General features: G+C 59.0%; 14 protein-coding genes. 10 read left to right on the top strand and 4 right to left on the bottom strand.

Annotated elements, in window-relative coordinates; all coding sequences use genetic code 11:
- On the bottom strand, positions 1–2,090 hold a 2,090-nt coding region (locus tag ABI171_RS00975; RefSeq protein ID WP_348090755.1), incomplete at its 3' end, for a TonB-dependent siderophore receptor.
- Positions 2,091–2,422: 332 nt separating this feature from the next.
- On the opposite strand from ABI171_RS00975, the gene ABI171_RS00970 reads away from it, so the two are divergent.
- The 3 genes from ABI171_RS00970 to ABI171_RS00960 all read left to right on the top strand — a co-directional run bounded on the left by ABI171_RS00970 (position 2,423) and on the right by ABI171_RS00960 (position 4,880).
- Positions 2,423–2,848, top strand: a complete 426-nt coding sequence (locus ABI171_RS00970) for a DUF4019 domain-containing protein (protein ID WP_348090754.1) — start codon at positions 2,423–2,425, stop codon at positions 2,846–2,848.
- Positions 2,849–3,360: 512 nt separating this feature from the next.
- A complete protein-coding gene (locus ABI171_RS00965; RefSeq protein WP_348090753.1) occupies positions 3,361–4,257 on the top strand; it encodes a LysR substrate-binding domain-containing protein in 897 nt (298 codons plus the stop codon).
- Positions 4,258–4,454: 197 nt separating this feature from the next.
- The gene (locus ABI171_RS00960; RefSeq protein WP_348090752.1) at positions 4,455–4,880 is read left to right on the top strand and encodes a cupin domain-containing protein; all 426 of its coding nucleotides are present in this window, start codon (positions 4,455–4,457) and stop codon (positions 4,878–4,880) included.
- A gap of 19 nt (positions 4,881–4,899) precedes the next feature.
- Here ABI171_RS00960 and ABI171_RS00955 read toward each other — a convergent pair whose 3' ends face one another.
- The 3 genes from ABI171_RS00955 to ABI171_RS00945 are packed head-to-tail and all read right to left on the bottom strand — an operon-like array spanning position 4,900 to position 8,457.
- Entirely contained in the window at positions 4,900–6,387 is a 1,488-nt protein-coding gene (locus ABI171_RS00955; protein ID WP_348090751.1) for an ATP-binding protein, read from the bottom strand.
- A gap of 4 nt (positions 6,388–6,391) precedes the next feature.
- Entirely contained in the window at positions 6,392–7,105 is a 714-nt protein-coding gene (locus ABI171_RS00950; protein WP_348090750.1) for a response regulator transcription factor, read from the bottom strand.
- Entirely contained in the window at positions 7,102–8,457 is a 1,356-nt protein-coding gene (locus ABI171_RS00945) for an ABC transporter substrate-binding protein (RefSeq protein ID WP_348090749.1), read from the bottom strand. Before ABI171_RS00945 ends, ABI171_RS00950 begins: the two co-directional genes overlap by 4 nt.
- 414 nt (positions 8,458–8,871) lie before the next feature.
- On the opposite strand from ABI171_RS00945, the gene ABI171_RS00940 reads away from it, so the two are divergent.
- The 7 genes from ABI171_RS00940 to ABI171_RS00910 all read left to right on the top strand — a co-directional run bounded on the left by ABI171_RS00940 (position 8,872) and on the right by ABI171_RS00910 (position 16,520).
- Entirely contained in the window at positions 8,872–10,134 is a 1,263-nt protein-coding gene (locus ABI171_RS00940) for an ABC transporter substrate-binding protein (RefSeq protein ID WP_348090748.1), read from the top strand.
- A gap of 303 nt (positions 10,135–10,437) precedes the next feature.
- Positions 10,438–11,361: a sugar ABC transporter permease gene (locus tag ABI171_RS00935; protein WP_348090747.1), complete on the top strand. Its 924-nt coding sequence runs from the start codon at positions 10,438–10,440 to the stop codon at positions 11,359–11,361.
- Between the two features lie 12 nt (positions 11,362–11,373).
- Positions 11,374–12,267 carry a carbohydrate ABC transporter permease gene (locus tag ABI171_RS00930; RefSeq protein ID WP_348090746.1) on the top strand — a complete coding sequence of 298 codons (894 nt, stop codon included), beginning with the start codon at positions 11,374–11,376 and terminating at the stop codon, positions 12,265–12,267.
- 40 nt (positions 12,268–12,307) lie between these two features.
- The gene (gene ugpC / locus ABI171_RS00925; protein ID WP_348090745.1) at positions 12,308–13,429 is read left to right on the top strand and encodes a sn-glycerol-3-phosphate ABC transporter ATP-binding protein UgpC; all 1,122 of its coding nucleotides are present in this window, start codon (positions 12,308–12,310) and stop codon (positions 13,427–13,429) included.
- A 43-nt stretch (positions 13,430–13,472) separates the two neighbouring features.
- Positions 13,473–14,393, top strand: coding sequence for a BadF/BadG/BcrA/BcrD ATPase family protein (locus ABI171_RS00920; protein ID WP_348090744.1), 921 nt, complete (start codon positions 13,473–13,475; stop codon positions 14,391–14,393).
- Complete coding sequence (gene nagA, locus ABI171_RS00915) at positions 14,390–15,517, top strand: N-acetylglucosamine-6-phosphate deacetylase (protein ID WP_348090743.1); 1,128 nt, start codon at positions 14,390–14,392, stop codon at positions 15,515–15,517. Before ABI171_RS00920 ends, nagA begins: the two co-directional genes overlap by 4 nt.
- Positions 15,510–16,520, top strand: coding sequence for an SIS domain-containing protein (locus ABI171_RS00910; RefSeq protein WP_348090759.1), 1,011 nt, complete (start codon positions 15,510–15,512; stop codon positions 16,518–16,520). The genes nagA and ABI171_RS00910 overlap by 8 nt, the downstream gene beginning before the upstream one ends.
- The last annotated feature ends 30 nt before the right edge of the window (positions 16,521–16,550 follow it).

Here is a 16,550-nt window from a genome sequence, read left to right as displayed (position 1 = left end):
CGCGGTGCGCCAACCAGCTTGCCGATATTCGAATCGGTAGTGCGGGTGAAATAACGCTTGTCGGTCAGGTTGTTGACGCCGGCCAGCAGCTCTGCGCCCTTCAAGCCAGACACCTTCCAGTTGACTTGCGCATTCCAGGTGCGAAAGCCTGGAATCTCGCCGTTGCCGCCATTCGCGCTTTCGGCGATGGTATTGGCGTTATCGGCAAACTGGCGGCTTTGATGGGTAGTCGACAAATCGAAACCCCAGGCGCCAACAGCGTAACGAGCGCCGATGGTATCGGTATTGCGCGAGTAGAACGGTACGTCGAGTCCGGAAGTCGGGCCGGATTTCTGCAGCGCGCGGGTATAGGTGTAATTGGCGTACAGATTCAATCCTGCCAGCGCACCGGCTTTGTCAAAGGCATAGTCAATCGCGGTTTCGATGCCGTCGTGGCGAGTGGCGCCAATATTCTGGAACACCGCCGGCGAACTGCCCGCCACTTGCTGGATCTGGTTATCGAAACGGATATCGAAAGCCGTAATCTCCGCCGACAGCCGGCTGCTCTTCCAGCGCGCACCAACTTCAACGGTTTTCGCCACTTCGGGCACCAGCGGGTTGCCGCCGATAGCGGCAGTCAGCTGGGTGTTCTGGACCGGTCCGAACGAGGTGCTGTAGTTGGTGAACAGCGTCAGGTTCCGGTTCAACAGGTAAGCGACACTGAGCGATGGCAAGGCCTTGTTGTTATCGATCGGGAACATCGGGCCCGGACCACTAAGGACATCGGTGCGGGTCGAGCGGATATGCTCGTAACGTATGCCAGGGGTGATGCGCCAGTCGCCGAGCGAAATCTTGTCGTCGATATAGACGGCGTGGGCGCCGGTGAAATTATCGAAAGAACTGGAGGGCGCCGTAGCAATCCCGGTGGCGACCGAGGAGTTGTAGACCTGGTCGTTGCCGGTTTCCCGGATATAGCGGTAACCGACCGTCACGTCATTGGTGCTGCCGCCGATGCTGAAGCGCTGCGTATAGCGCGGCTCGATTCCCAGCGTCTGGTAGGTGCGCGGCTGATGTCCGAGATTCTTGCCGCTGATCAGCGTGCTCTGGCGGAAACTCTCGTTGTAGTAGGTACGGATTTCGAATTCCCGGGTATCGGAAATCGTGTTCAGATAACCGATGTCGGCCGCCTTGCGGTTACCGCTCCAGAAATCGGTAGGCCGGGTGTTCTGGAAAGGATTCGCGGCATATTGCGCCGCGGTCAAGCCGCCCGGCGTCTGCGAGCGCACGTCGTAGTACGACAGCTTGCCGTAGATCTCCGAACTCGGTGTGATCTGGTAGCGGTATTTCAGGGCGAAATCGTTGACCGTCTCGCCGCTGTTGGCACGCCAGCCGGAACCGTCAACGCCGGAATACAGCACGGCCAGGCCGAGACCGTTGTCAAGCTGGCTGCCGACGAAGGCGCTGTACTGGCGGTTGGCGCCGCCCGCCTCGGTGTAGTTATTGGTGCGCAGCGTGGCGTCGCCGTTAAATCCAGGTTCGGTCGGAATCGCACGAGTCTTGAAATTGATGATGCCGCCGACGTTCTGCGGGCCATAACGGACTGAACCGGCGCCGCGCACGACATCGATCGATTCGATGTTGTTAAGGCTGACCGGCGCAAACGACAGCTGCGGCTGGCCGTATGGCGCGACCGCCATCGGAATGCCATCGAGCAGCACGGTGGAGCGCGGCGAGTAGCGCCCGGCCAGACCGCGCACGCCGATATTCAACGCGACCGAACTGCCGGCGGAGCCGGAGTTGTCGCTGACCTGGACGCCCGGAATACGGCGCATCACGTCACCAATGCTGGAGGCGCCGGAGTTCTCGATGTCTTCTTTTTTGACCACGGTGCGGGCGCCGGGGTAGCGCTTGACGCTGTTTTGCAAGCCGGTGCCGAGCCAGTCGCCGCTGACCTGGATCGATTCCAGCGTATGTTCGTCGGCGGCGGACGCGTCGGTTTGTTGCGCGTACGAGGCGACGGGCAAGGCCAGCGCCGCCAGGGCCAGAGTCACGGCGGCAGAGCAGGTCAAGCGACGGGTATCAAGGGGGCTGGAAAGTTCGAGGATGGCCATGCTGCTTTTTCTCCGGAGACACAAATCAGGATCGCACTGGCTGTTCAATTGCTACGCGACGTGGTCGGAAACGGCAGATACTGGCTGGCGGAGGGACGATCAACAACGAGCTGGATAATAATGATTCTCATTTTTATCGTCAACATAAAGATATATCATGTTGTTTTTGCGCGTTTATCGCTGCCGCTCGGCAACACACCGCGCCACAACATGGACACATTGCAAATGATCGCCGCAACCCCTATGATTTGATCGTACTCAGACGCGCGTTGCAGACGGTGGCAAGAGACTTCAGCGTAACCTACGGCAACTTCATCCGGGGGACAATTAAAATGAAAACCATTCTGGCGCTCGTCGCGGCTGCGCTACTGAGCAGCGCGGCGCCCTCCTTTGCCGCCGACCAGCAAACCGAGATCATCAAGCAGGCGCAAACAGCCGCCGTTGCATGGATGGCGCTGACCGATGCCGGCAAATACGGCGAAAGCTGGGAGCGCGCAGGGACTTTCTTTAAAACCGGCATTGCAAAAAACACCTGGGAAACCGGCATCCGCTCATTGCGAGCGCCGCTCGGCAGCGTCAAGGCGCGCGAACTCAAAAGCACCGAATATGCGACCACTTTGCCTGGTGCGCCAGATGGCGAATATGTGGTGATCCAGTATGAGACCCAGTTTGAAAATAAAAAGTCTGCGCAGGAAACCATCACGCCCATGCGTGAAAAAGATGGCAGCTGGAAAGTCTCGGGTTATTTCATTCGCTGACAGCGAACAGATTCGCAGGGGAAAGCGCGAGACGAAAAAGGAGTATGAGCGGGCAGGAAAAACAGAGGCGCGGGCTTGTGGCTTGGCACAACCCCAGGATCCGAAAGCCACCTTGTGAGGGCCTCGAAATCTCTAAATACAGGGCGCCTTGTGGGCAAATCTGGGCATAACCAGAAATCTTCAGATCAGCCGATGGCGTAGTATGCTCATCAGCCTGAGTAACCATTGATTGAATCAGGCATTGAACCAAGGTTCAATCAAAAAAATCCGTGCGACGCCATATGACAATCCTTGAATGCTGTGGTGCACAACAACATTTTCAGTGCACACAGTGTCACAAGAATGGAATATCATGTCCACTCACAAATTTGTATGTGCCATAGCCGTTTGTTATAGTCGTCATTGTTGCTGCCTTAATAGCTTTTTTGTTGCAGCGCGAATGACAGCTTCATGACAACCTGATACCAGCTTCATGCACACACGAGACCTCACTCTTGCATTGACATAACATCATGATTCGTTTTCGCCAAATCGAAGCTTTTCGTTCCCTGATGATTTCCGGCACCAGTGTGTCTGCCGCCCGCCGCATGCATGTTACCCAGCCGGCGATCAGTCGCCTGATCGCCGACCTCGAAGCTGATCTCGGCTTTCGCCTGTTCAACCGCGCCAAGGGCCGGCTTGAACCGACCAATGCCGGCGTGCGCTTTTACAAGGCGGTCGAGGAAAATTTCCTGGGACTGGAACGCTTGATGCAGGTGGCCGGCAATATCCGCCATGAAGCACCGGAAGGCCTGACGATTGCCTGCCTGCCGGTGTTGTCCACCACCCTGCTGCCGGAAGTGCTGCAACGCTTCTTCAAGCAACACCCGGATGTCTCGGTCAAGATCGACAGCTGCACCGTGCCGGAAATCCTGGTCAGCCTGCAAGACCTGAAGGTCGACATGGCGCTGAGCCTGGCGTTTCCGCCTTTTGCCGGCATCGAAGTCGAGCCGATCATGGAAGCCACCGTGCTGTGCGCCATGCAGGCCACGCATCCGCTGGCGCAAAAAGAGATCGTCCTGCCGGAGGATCTGGATGGTGAAAACGTGATTGGCTGGATGCCGAACAGCGCGCAATCCTATGACCGCGAGCTATCGACTTTGAACTCAGCGGCGATCCGTCCCAACTATACGATCCAGACGCATACCTCGCACACCCGCTATGCGATGGTCGCCAACGGTTTCGGGGTCGCCATCGTGGAGCCGTTCGCGGCCAAGATCTGGCGTCCGCATGGCGTCGTCACACGGCCGTTCAAGGCAGATATCACCTACAAATATGTCCTGGCCTACCCTAGCGGCGGCATCCGTTCCGAACTCGGGCACGACCTGCGCGAGGCGGCTCTCCATGTTGCGAAAAATTATGCTTTCTAAGAGGAAGATCAATGTACTCGCCAAAAAGACTGATCCGGAATTTAAGCGTTTACCTTGAAAAATTAGCACAGCCTAGGTCGGCAGGCGGCCAAAGCGCCGCTGCCGAGGCGTCCAACATAAGGGAATACATTGCAGCGCTCAGTCAGCTCCCTGAGAATCATCGGCTGACGGCGCAGCACATTCAGCTTGGCCTTGCATTGGAACCGCATCCGGAAGGCGGGTTTTATCGCGAATTCATCCGCGATAAAACCCGCACGGTGATTTTCTACCTGCTGCCGGAGCACGCCATTTCCAGCTGGCACAGCCTGAAAGACACCAGGGAAATATTCAAGCTGATCTCGGGAGCCGGCTTGTTCATCCCCAAGATAGATGCCGGCGGGCGCTGGCGCTCCGAACAAGAAGTGACCTACGAAAACGACGTCGTTATCGAGAAAAATATCAGCTTTGGCGACTGGTTTGGGGCCTATCCAAGCGGCGAATACGGACTGGTGACGTGCGAATGCCGCGGACCATTCGAGTTCGATAAATTCAAGATTTCCAGCCAAGAAGATCTGTCAGAATTCTGGCGCCAGAATCCCGGACAGCGGCGCCTCATCGACAGGCTGGCGCCGAAAGGTAACTGAGATTTCCCGTCTGCGGCCTCTAGTCTGCCGGCAGTACAATAGTCGCCACCAAGCCGCCATCCGGATGATTCCGCAATTGCAGTTCGCCGCCATGCGCCTGCACAATGTTGCGCGCGATGCCCAGTCCCAATCCCATGCCGCCGGCGTTCTGGTCACGTCCATGCTCCAGCCGGGTGTAGGGATCGAACAGGCTCAGCAGAGCTTCTTCCGGCACGCCGGGACCATGGTCGCGAATCTGGATCTGGATATTGTGGCCGGATTCATTGATCAGGCTGGCGACCGAGACTTCCACTTTCCGGCCGTAATGCAGCGCATTGTCGAACAGGTTGCCGATGGCGCGCTTGAGCGCCAGCGGCTTGGCCATGACAGTCAAACCCGACTCGCTGAACGCCACTTCGTGCCCTGCCATGCGGGCGTCGCGGATCATGCGCAGGATCAGTGCATCTAGCCGGACCTCGGTGCGGTTTTCATGGATATCGCTATCCTTGACCGACTGCAAGGCGCCCTTGACCATCATGTCGAGCTCATCCAGGTCTTCATGGAATTCCGTGCGCAATTCTTCGTCGTCCAGCAATTCGGTACGCAATTTCAGGCGCGTGATGGGCGTGCGCAAATCATGCGAGATCGAGACAAACAAGCGCTCGCGATCATCCAGGTAGCGCTTGATGCGTTCTCGCATGGCGCGGAAAGCGCGCGCGGTCTTGATGAATTCGCGGCTGCCGGTTTCCGGCAATTCCGGCGGCGCTTCGCCTTTGCCAAACGCTTCGGCGGCATCGGACAGCGCCGCCAGCGGCCGCGTCGTCCAGCGCACCACCAGGATCGACAGCAGCAGCACGGTCGCCAAGGACACGGCTTGCAGCAACAGCCGTTCGGGCGACAAGGGATTATCGCTATCGAGAAAATAAGGGTTCGGCATCAGAGCCGCCAGGTAGAGCCAGTTGCCGGGCTCAAGCTCGGTCTGGATCACCAGCACCGGCGCCGGGTTGGGCTTGATCAGCAAAGTATGCTGGACCCAGCTGTCCGGCAGATCCGCCACCTTCAAGCCATCGGTCGACACCATCAAGTCATCCGGCCAGGCAAACGCCAGGCGAAACCCGGGCAGGAACGGCAAGTCGGTTTTCAGCGTGCTGCCGATTTCGCCCAGGGCCATGTTGGCGAGCTGGTTGTCGGCAATTTTATGGATGGTGATCGGACCGTCGTTGGTGTTGACGAAAAAGCGCGTGCCGCCCATTTCGCGCAATTGCTGGATCAGGATCGGCCGGTAGTTCGCCGGCAGGCTCATGAAGAAGCGGATGGCGCTGGCGGCGCTGTGGGCCAGATGCTGGGAGGCGGTCTTGGTTTCGACTTCCGCCTTGCTGCGCAACTGGGCCGACCAGATCAGGCCGCCGGCCAGTTGTGTCACCAGCACGCCGAATACCATCACTACCGATAAACGACCCAGCAGCGTGTGCGGCAACAGCCAGGAAAGCAGCTGGTTGTACCGGGCCGACCAGGTGACTTTCGACATGGAGTTAAATCTGCGAAGCCGCCACATCGGCAGAGAATACATAACCCACGCCGCGCACCGTCTTGATCAGGTGCGGATCTTTGCCACCATCGTTCAGGCGCAAGCGTAATTTGCTGATCTGCACGTCCAGCGAACGGTCCAGCGGGCCGACATCGCGGCCGCGGGTTTCTTCACACAGGACACCGCGGTCGAGCACGTCGCCCGGGTGTTCGACAAAATATTTCAGCAACTGGTAATCGAGGCCGGTGAGCGCCACCAGCGCGCCGTCCGGATCGCTCAGGGTGCGCTCCACCGTATCCAGCGTGAAGCCGACGAAACGGTAGTAGCGCGGCGCTATGGCGCTGTCTATCCCTGTGCGGCGATGGATTGCCTTGATGCGCGCCAGCAGTTCGCGCGGACTGTAGGGCTTGGCGATATAGTCGTCGGCACCCAGTTCCAGGCCGACCACGCGGTCGGTTTCGTCGGAGCTGGCGGTAAGCATGATGATCGGCACATTCGACTTGCGTCTGACTGCCTTGCACAAGGCAAAACCGTCGGTATCCGGCAGCATGACGTCGAGGATCACCAGCGACAACTCTTCCGAATAGCGCTGGAACTCGGCCAGGAACGCTTCACCGTTATGCGCCAGGCGCACTTCATACTGGTTCTTTTCCAGATAGGCTTTTAACAGCGTCCGGGTTTTCTGGTCATCATCGACTATGAGTATCTTGCGCATCATTCCTGTTTTCCTGATTTCGTCACGCTCCTTGCAATGCTGGCAAGCTTGCGCTGGACATCGCTTTCGCTCATCTTGTCGTCCACGAAATAACGATGCACTTCGGCGATGATCGCATCTTTCGCGGTTTCGTCGGCGGCCATGCGGTGCACCAGGCTCGGCGCCTGGAACGCACTGCCCTTGCTGAACGCGCTCCACGAGGCGCGCGCGCAGCTATCCATTTTCGACAGATCCGGCGAGCGCCATACCGAGATCGCACCCTTGACCTGATTGTATGCGGTTTGCACCGGCGGCGACATGATGATCTGCGCCAGCTTCTCCTGCGCCGGCTGGTGCGAATAATCGCCGGCAAACATGGCCAGGGTATCGACACTATACAGATGATAGTCGGCAGTGCCCGGCACCGTACTGCAAGAAAAATCCTGATCGGTATTCAACCCCCACGCCAGCAACTCGCCTTTGGCCCAGTCGCCCATGACGAACATGGCGGCGGCGCCGTTGGCCAGCTCGCGCGTCATCTCGGGCCAGGGCCGTTCCCTGAGCGGCGTCGGCATCCATTCTTTCAAAGAACGCAAACGCTTCAACGCATGTGTCATGCGCGGATCGCCAAATGCCGCCGGATTCAGATCGACAAACAGGGAGCGATAGTAAGCCGGGCCGCTTTCCGCCAGCACCAGCGTTTCAAACAGGGTGGCGACTTGCCAGGCTTCGCTGCTTTGCGCCAGCGGCGTGATCCCGGCTTGCCTGAGCTTTTCTGCGACGCGGCTGAAATCGGCCCAGGTCTTGGGCGGCGTCAGGTTCAGGCGATCGAAGATCTTTTTGTTGTAGAACAGGTTGTTGATCCGATGTATCCCCAGCGGCACCGCCACCACATGGCCACGGTTGTTGACCAGCGACCAGACAGTAGGAAACAGGAGCTTTTGCCAGTTGCCGGGAGCCGCAACGTCATCCAGCTCCAGCAGCAAGCCGAGATCGGCCCATTCGCCAAACACGATGCCGTTGAGTTGTGTCGCTTCCGGCGCTTTGCCAGCCAGCACCATGCTCTTCAGCACCTTGCTGGCGCCGAGGCCGGCGCCGCCGGGAATCGCGGCATCGCGCCATTGGATATTCTCTTCCGCCAGCTTGCTGCTCATGACGTCAACTGCTTTGCGCTCACCGGCCGAGGTCCACCAGTGAAGCACCTGCAATGAAGCCGGCGGCTGGCTGCCGTTCGAAACCGGCGTAGCAGCGGCCGCCGCAGAGCCGACCGGGTAATTAAACAGGCAGGCAAACGCGCATAGCGCGATCCAGCTGCGATATCCTGTATGCCGGGTTTTTACTCTTCCCCTGTTATCCGAGCGTTGCCTATCAATCATGCGCGCCTTGTTGATATTTTTTATAAACACTGGTTTGCTCTCCCCACAACGCGTGTGACTATAGCGCAAGTCCCGCTTGCAACGTTAGCGGTCTTCTCGTTTTGTAAAGAAACGTAAGTTTTCGTAATTTTATCTATATTCGCAAAATCGCCGCATCACTGGCATTTAAGCCGCCACTCGTCTGGAACGATGATAATTTATTGTCGGCTCTGTAAAGATATGTAATTATGAAATTGGTTTAATTTTTAACTTAACCAATAAAATCAATACCTTATAGAAATTGCATGGATGAATTACGCATAAGATGGCGGCACAATTTTTATGGTGCTAATGTCTGTTCGCGGCGGTTTGCTCTACATATTTACCTAGGGAGCCGCAAAAACCAATCCGACAAAAATCCAAGAGGAGACTTAGATGCAAACGGTCAACCGAATTCGCACCATCCGCAACGCCGTACTGATCGCCCTGGCGACCTTCGGCACCGCACAAGCCGGCACGCTGACCATCGAAAGCTGGCGCGTCGACGACAAGACCCTGTGGGAAACCGTGCTGATCCCGGCTTTCCAGAAAAAAAATCCGGGCATCGAAGTCAAATTTTCGCCTAGCGCTCCCACCGAATACGACTCCAGCCTGTCGGCACGCCTTGCCGGCGGCACCGCGGGCGACCTGATCGCCTGCCGTCCGTTCGATGTGTCGCTGTCGCTGTACAAGAAGGGCAACCTGGAAAAGCTTGACGGCAAACCAGGCATGGAACATTTCCCGGCTTCCTCCAAAACTGCATGGCAATCGGATGACGGCAAGGACACATTCTGCATGCCGATGGCTTCCGTGATCCACGGTTTCCTGTACAACCAGAAGATTTTCAAAGAGCTGAACCTGCAACCACCGAAGACTGAAGCCGAATTCTTCAAGGTGCTGGATACCATCAAGAGCAATGGCAAGTACGCACCGTTTGCGCTGGGCACCAACGACCAGTGGGAATCCGAGCAAGTCGTCTTTTCCGGTTTGGCCGGCCCTAACTACTGGCATGGCGAAGAAGGACGCAAGGCGCTGATCGCCGGCAAGGCGAAATTCACCGATCCGCAATTCGTCAACGCCTTTGAATATGAAGCGAAACTGGGCAAATATTTGTCCAAAGGCGCCAGCTCGCAAACCTACGGCGACAGCCAGAACCAGTTCGCACTGGGCAAGGCAGCGATCTATCCCGCCGGTTCCTGGGATATCGGCTATTTCAACGACAATTCGAAAATCGCGATGGGCGCATTCCCGCCGCCAGTGCCAAAAGCCGGCGACAAGTGCTACATCTCGGATCACAACGATATCGGCATGGGCGTCAACAAGAAGTCCAAGAACAAGGAAGACGCCTACAAGTTCCTGGCTTGGCTCGGTTCGCAAGAATTCGCTGACATCTACACCAATAAAGTCACCGGCTTCTTCTCGCTGTCGGACCACCTGATCTCGGTCAAGGATCCGGTCGCCAAGCAGATGATCGACTGGCGCAAATCCTGCTCGTCGACCATCCGCCTCAACGCACAGATCCTGAACCGCGGCGAACCAAGCATGGAAAACCAGTTGTGGAATGTGAACGCCCAGGTACTGAACGGCAAACTGGCGCCTAAGGACGCCGCTGCGCAAATCCAGACCGGCTTCGCCAAATGGTATAAACCGCAGCAATAATTGCTATTGTATTAATGCTATCGTTTGGCAAAGGATGGGGTTAATATTGACCTGCCCTTTGCTGACAAGCCAGCTAGCGTAGCGCCCTAGTTCTATCCCGAACTAGAGGTACTGCGCTGGCATCCAAGGCTTGCCGCCAAGGTAAGCCCGTGAAGAACGGCATACGTAGACAAATACGCACACAATAATAAGCCGCCATCACGTTCGTATTTCAGAGTTCGCTCAGCGGGCCCGAGTCGTTTCACGATCTCCCCCGTGAGACTGTTGCGCCTGCGAGTGAACTTGCATTCAAAGAAAACCAGAATGAATCTTCAAAAAAAGACCTTCCCCTGGCACATCGTGGTGTTCCTGGCGCCAGCGGTCATCATCTATTCCATGTTCAGCGCCCTGCCTTTGCTGGATACCCTGCGCCTCGGCTTTTACACCAGCAACGACGCCGGCGTCCACAGCTTCGTCGGCCTGGCCAATTACCATACCATCCTGTTCGATTCGGACTGGTCCAAGGCGTTCTGGAACGCCATGTTGAACAATCTCAAATTCTTCGCGATCCACATGCTGCTGCAGAATCCGATCGGCTTGCTGCTGGCCACCCTGTTCAGCCTGAAAGGACTGCGTGGCGCGCGCACTTACCGCACCCTGATTTTCCTGCCGACTTTGCTATCAGTCGTGATCATCGGTTTTATCTGGCAACTGATCCTGTCGCCATTGTGGGGCGTGGGTGAAGGCTTGATGCAGCACGTCGGCCTGGGCGATTACTTTGCGCCGTGGCTGGGACAAGAAACCACCGCCCTGGTGACGCTCGGCCTGATCTCGGTCTGGCAATACGTCGGCATCCCGATGATGCTGATCTATGCCGCGCTGCTGGCGGTACCGGAAGAAGTGCTGGAAGCGGCGTATGCCGAAGGCGCCAGCTCGTTCCGCATCTTCTGGCAAATCAAGCTGCCGCTGATCCTGCCGACGCTGGGGCTGGTGACCATCCTCACCTTCGTCGCCAACTTCAACGCCTTCGACCTGATCTATTCGGTCAAGGGCGCGCTGGCCGGGCCGAACTACACAACCGATATCCTGGGCACCTTCTTCTATCGCACCTTCTTCGGCTACCAGGCGCAGATCGGCAGCCCGACCATGGGTGCGGCGGTTGCCACGCTGATGTTCCTGGTGATCTTGCTGGGCGTCGCCACCTACTTCTATTTTGTGCAGCGCAAGCTGACACGCTACGAACTGTAACGAGGACCGATCATGACTTCCATTTCCTCGCTCTCTGCCACCGCAGCCGCCACTCCGGCGCCGGTCGTGGTTCGCAGCCGCTTCGCCAACCTGGGCCGCATCTGGGTCCACGTGGTGTTGTGCGCGTACGCGGTGATCGCACTGTTTCCAATCGCCCTGATCCTGATCAATTCGGTCAAGTCGCGCGACGCCATCTTCGACAATCCGCTAGCATTCCCGACACCGGATTCGTTCTCGCTGATCGGCTTTGAAAAGGTGCTTCACAACACCAACTTCATGCTGTACTTCGGCAACAGCCTGGCGGTGACGCTCGGCTCCCTCGTGCTGATCGTGCTGTTCGGCGCGATGGCCGGCTGGGCGCTGTCGGAATACAAGTTCCGCGGCAACCGCCTGATGGCGCTGTACCTTGCGCTCGGCATCATGATCCCGATCCGTCTGGGCACCGTCTCGATCCTGCAACTGGTGGTCAGCCTGAACCTGATCAACACCCGCACCGCGCTGATCCTGGTGTACACCGCGCAGGGCTTGCCGCTGGCGGTGATGATCCTGTCCGAATTCATCCGCCAGATTCCCAAGGAACTGAAGGATGCGGCGCGCTGCGACGGCGTCGGCGAATTCAAGATTTTCTTCCAGATCATCTTGCCGCTGATCCGTCCGGCGATTGCGACAGTGGCGGTATTCACCATGATCCCGGCCTGGAACGATCTCTGGTTCCCTTTGATCCTGGCGCCGTCGGATGAAACCAAGACCGTCACGCTCGGCGTGCAGCAGTTCATCGGCCAGTATGTGACCGACTGGAATTCCGTACTGGCGGCCTTGTCGCTGGCGGTAATCCCGATCCTGATCATGTACGTCATATTCTCGCGGCAACTGATTCGCGGCCTGACTTCCGGCGCGGTAAAGTAAAACGCAACCAAGCAAAACCAAGCAGAAGACGAGACCTCCCATGGCAAACGTAAGTGTTAAGCAACTCACCAAATCGTACGACGGCAAGCAGAACGTGCTGGCCGATCTCAACCTGGAAATCAAGGACGGCGAATTCGTCGTGCTGGTCGGCCCTTCCGGCTGCGGCAAATCCACCCTGCTGCGCATGTTGTGCGGACTGGAATCGATCACCAGCGGCGAACTGTCGATCGGCGACCGCGTGGTCAACCACCTGCCGCCGGCCGAACGCGGCATCGCCATGGTGTTCCAGAGCTACGCCCTGTATCCGCACATGACCGTCTACAAGAACATGGCGTTCGGCCTGAAGATCGCCGGCGCCGACAAGGCCGCCATCGACCAGCGCATCCGCCACGCCGCCGGCATCCTGAAAATCGACCATCTGCTGGACCGCCTGCCGCGCGAACTCTCTGGCGGCCAACGCCAGCGCGTCGCCATCGGCCGCGCCATCGTGCGCAAGCCGAAACTGTTCCTGTTCGATGAACCACTGTCCAACCTGGATGCCGCCCTGCGGGTCCAGACCCGCCTCGAAATCGCCAAGCTGCACAAGCAGCTGGAGGCCACCATCGTCTACGTGACCCATGACCAGGTCGAAGCCATGACCTTGGGCGACAAGATCGTGGTGATGAACGATGGCTTCATCCAGCAGGCCGGATCGCCGCTGGAGCTGTACCAGCGCCCGAAAAACCTGTTTGTCGCGACCTTCATCGGCTCGCCGAAGATGAACCTGTTCACCGGCAACGTCGCTGCGGTCGAAGCCGATCATCTGCGCGTCAAGCTTGCCAACGGCCAGGAAATCCGTGCGGATGTGGCTGCCGGCCTCACCAAGGCCGGCGATGCCGTCACGGTTGGGTTGCGGCCTGAACATATCCTGGAAAACGCGCATAGTGGCGAAGTATTCACCGGCAAAGTCAGCATTGTCGAGCACCTGGGCGAAGCCAACTTCATCTATGTCACGCTGCAAGACGGCCAGGACCTGCTGGTGCGCGGCGACGGTAACAACCCGGTGCATATCGGCGATACCGTTACCTTGTCTGCGCCGAGCAGCGCCTTCCACGTGTTCGACGCCCAGGGCCTGGCCCTGGAGCGGCTGAAACCGGGAAATATGATTTCATCCAAACAATAGAAATAGATACACTATGCGCCTTGAAAAGAGCGTGGGAGCTGAAGTGAAAGCATTCGAATATCTGATCGGCGTCGACGGCGGCGGCACCAAGACCCATATCCGGGTCGAACGGCCGGATGGCAGCCATGTCGCCGACGGCAGCAGCGGGCCATCGGCGCTGATGCATGGCACCAGCAAATCCTGGTGCGCCATCGTCACGGCGCTGGATAACGCCTTCCTGGCGGCGGGCATTACGCGCCCGCCGTATCAGGCGATCGCCGCCGGCTGCGGTTTGTCGGGCGTCAACAATCCGCAGTGGGGCGCCCAGTTTACCGAGCAGAATCCCGGTTTTGGCGCACTGGCCATCGGCACCGATGCCTTCACCACCTTGCTCGGCGCCCATCTGGGGCAGCCTGGCGTCGTGGTCGCCATCGGCACCGGCAGCGTCGGCGAAGTCTTGCTGGCCGACGGCAGCCGCCGTGAAGTCGGCGGCTGGGGCTTCCAGACCGGCGACGAAGCCAGTGGCGGCTGGATCGGCCTGCGCGCCGCCAACCATGTCGAACGGGCGCTGGATGGCCGTGCTGAAGCCGGACCGCTGGCCAAAGCCATCATTCGTTTCTGCGGCGGGGCCGATGAATTCAGTAACGACCAGAACCGGCAACGGGTGATCGCCTGGGTCAACAGCGCCAATCAAAGCATCTTCGCCCAGCTGGCGCCGCTGGTGGTAACCCATGCCGCCCAGGACCAGGCTGCGCAGACAATCTTGCGCAAGGCCGGGGTAGAAATCGCCGAGATTGCGCGTGCGCTGGATCCAACGCACCAATTGCCGATCGCCCTCTGCGGCGGTCTCGCCACACCGCTCCAGGCCTATCTGCCGGAACCTTTGAAATCACGCGCGATCACGCCGCGCGCCGACGCTGCAACCGGTGCACTACTATTATTACGCCGACAACTTGCAACCGAGTTCGCGGGAGAAACCGTATGAATACCAGCAACAACCCGACCCAACTGCATGGCAATGTCCTGACCACCGAAGGCTGGGTCGCCGGCAGCATCGGCTTCAGCGACATGATCACAGAGATCCGCGGCGAATCGCTGGAGCAAGCGCCGGCCGAGGGCGACTATATCCTCCCGGGCTTTATCGATCTGCACGTGCATGGCGGCGGCGGCAAGGACATCATGGAAGCCGGCGATGCGGTGCATGTGGTATCGCGCCTGCACGCTCGGCACGGCACCACCAGCATGCTGGCCACCACCATGACCGCACCGCCGGAAGAGCTGGAAGCAGCGCTGAGCGCCATCGGCAAGGCATGCCGTGGCCGCCGCGCGGGCAGCGCCCGGGTGCTGGGCGCACATCTGGAAGGTCCCTACATCAATCCGGGCAAGCTCGGCGCCCAGCCGGATTACGCGATTGCGGCATCGGTCGAGCAGATCGACTGGCTGCGCAGCTTTGCGCCATTGAAGCTGATCACCATTGCGCCGGAAATCAACGGCCACATGGCGCTGGTAAAAACACTATCGCAACTCGGCATGCGAGTGCAAATCGGCCATACCCTGGGTACCTATGAAGACGGCGTCGCCGCCCTGAAAAACGGTGCGGCCGGCTTCACCCACCTGTTCAATGCGATGAGTTCATTCCATCATCGGCAGCCAGGCATGGCGGGCGCCGCCCTGGCGCATGCCGAATACGCCGAACTGATTCCTGACTTGCTGCATGTCCATCCGGGCGCCATCAAGACCGCGTTGCGGGCCATTCCGCGCCTGTATTGCGTCACCGATTCGACCGCCGCCTCCGGCATGCCCGACGGCGACTACATGCTGGGCCGCCAGGTGGTGCACAAGTGCCTGGGCGGCGTGCGGCTGGACAACGGCACCCTGGCCGGCAGCACACTCACCATGGACCAGGCCTTGCGCAACCTGGTGTCGCTCGGACTGGAGATCGCCGAGGCGTCTTTGCGCGTCTCCACTTATCCGGCCGATTACCTCGGCATGCAAGAACGCGGACGCCTGAAAGAGGGCTGTTTCGCCGATATCCTGGTGCTGGACCGCCAGCTCAAACTCAAAGCCGTATATGTAGAAGGAGAAAAAATTGACCTCGTTGATGCTTAAAGAAGCCCGCTCGGCAGCAGAACATGTTGCCTTGCAGCTCAGCCGGGATGGCGACCGCTATGCAGACCTCGGGCAACGCCTCAGAGCCGCGCCGCCCTCCAGCATCCTGACCGTGGCGCGCGGCAGTTCCGACCACGCCGCCAATTACTGCGCCTACCTGATCATGGCGCGCCTTGGCCGCATCGTCGCCTCGCTGCCGCTATCGCTGGTGACGCTCAACAAAGCGCCGCTGATTGCGCGCGACGCGCTCGCCATCGCCATCTCGCAATCAGGCCAAAGTCCCGACGTGATCGAACCGATCCGCTATTTTCGCGACAGCGGCGCCACCACGGTTGCGCTGGTCAATGACGCAACGTCGCCGCTGGCTGACGCCGCCGAATGGGCGCTGCCGCTGCATGCCGGCGCCGAACTCAGCGTCGCCGCCACCAAGAGCTTTATCGCCAGCCTGGTAGCTGCCGCACGGCTCACCGCGCACTGGCAGGACGATGCGGCTTTCCTGGCCGCCATCGAAGCCTTGCCGCAAGCCTTGACCGCCGCCACCCAGCTCGACTGGAGCCCGGCGATCGAGGTGCTGGCGCCCTCTTCGCGCATCATGGTGGTCGGCCGCGGCATCAGCTTGCCGCTGGCTTTGGAATCGGCGTTGAAATTCAAGGAAACCTCGGCGATCCAGGCCGAAGCTTTCAGCGGCGCCGAAATCAAGCATGGTCCGATGGCTCTGATCGACGACGGTTATCCATTGCTGATTTTCGCCACGCGCGGACCAACGCAAGCGGGCTTGCTCAAACTGGCCGACGAAATGCGCGGCCGCGGCGCCAAGGTGTTGCTGGCGGCGCCGGAAGACGTCGCCGCACGCGACCTCACCTTGCCGGTCGCGGCAACCCCGGATCTCGACCCGATCGTGGCGATCCAGGCTTTCTACGTCATGGCGGCACAACTGGCTGTAGCACGCGGCATGGATCCGGACCAGCCTCGGCATTTGAGCAAAGTCACAAAGACCCAGTAGCATCGGAACCAATGCGCAGGCTGGATTAAG

The sequence above is a fragment of the Collimonas sp. genome, assembly GCF_039923675.1.
GTDB lineage: Bacteria > Pseudomonadota > Gammaproteobacteria > Burkholderiales > Burkholderiaceae_D > Collimonas.
This window is presented reverse-complemented; position numbering and strand designations above follow the sequence as displayed.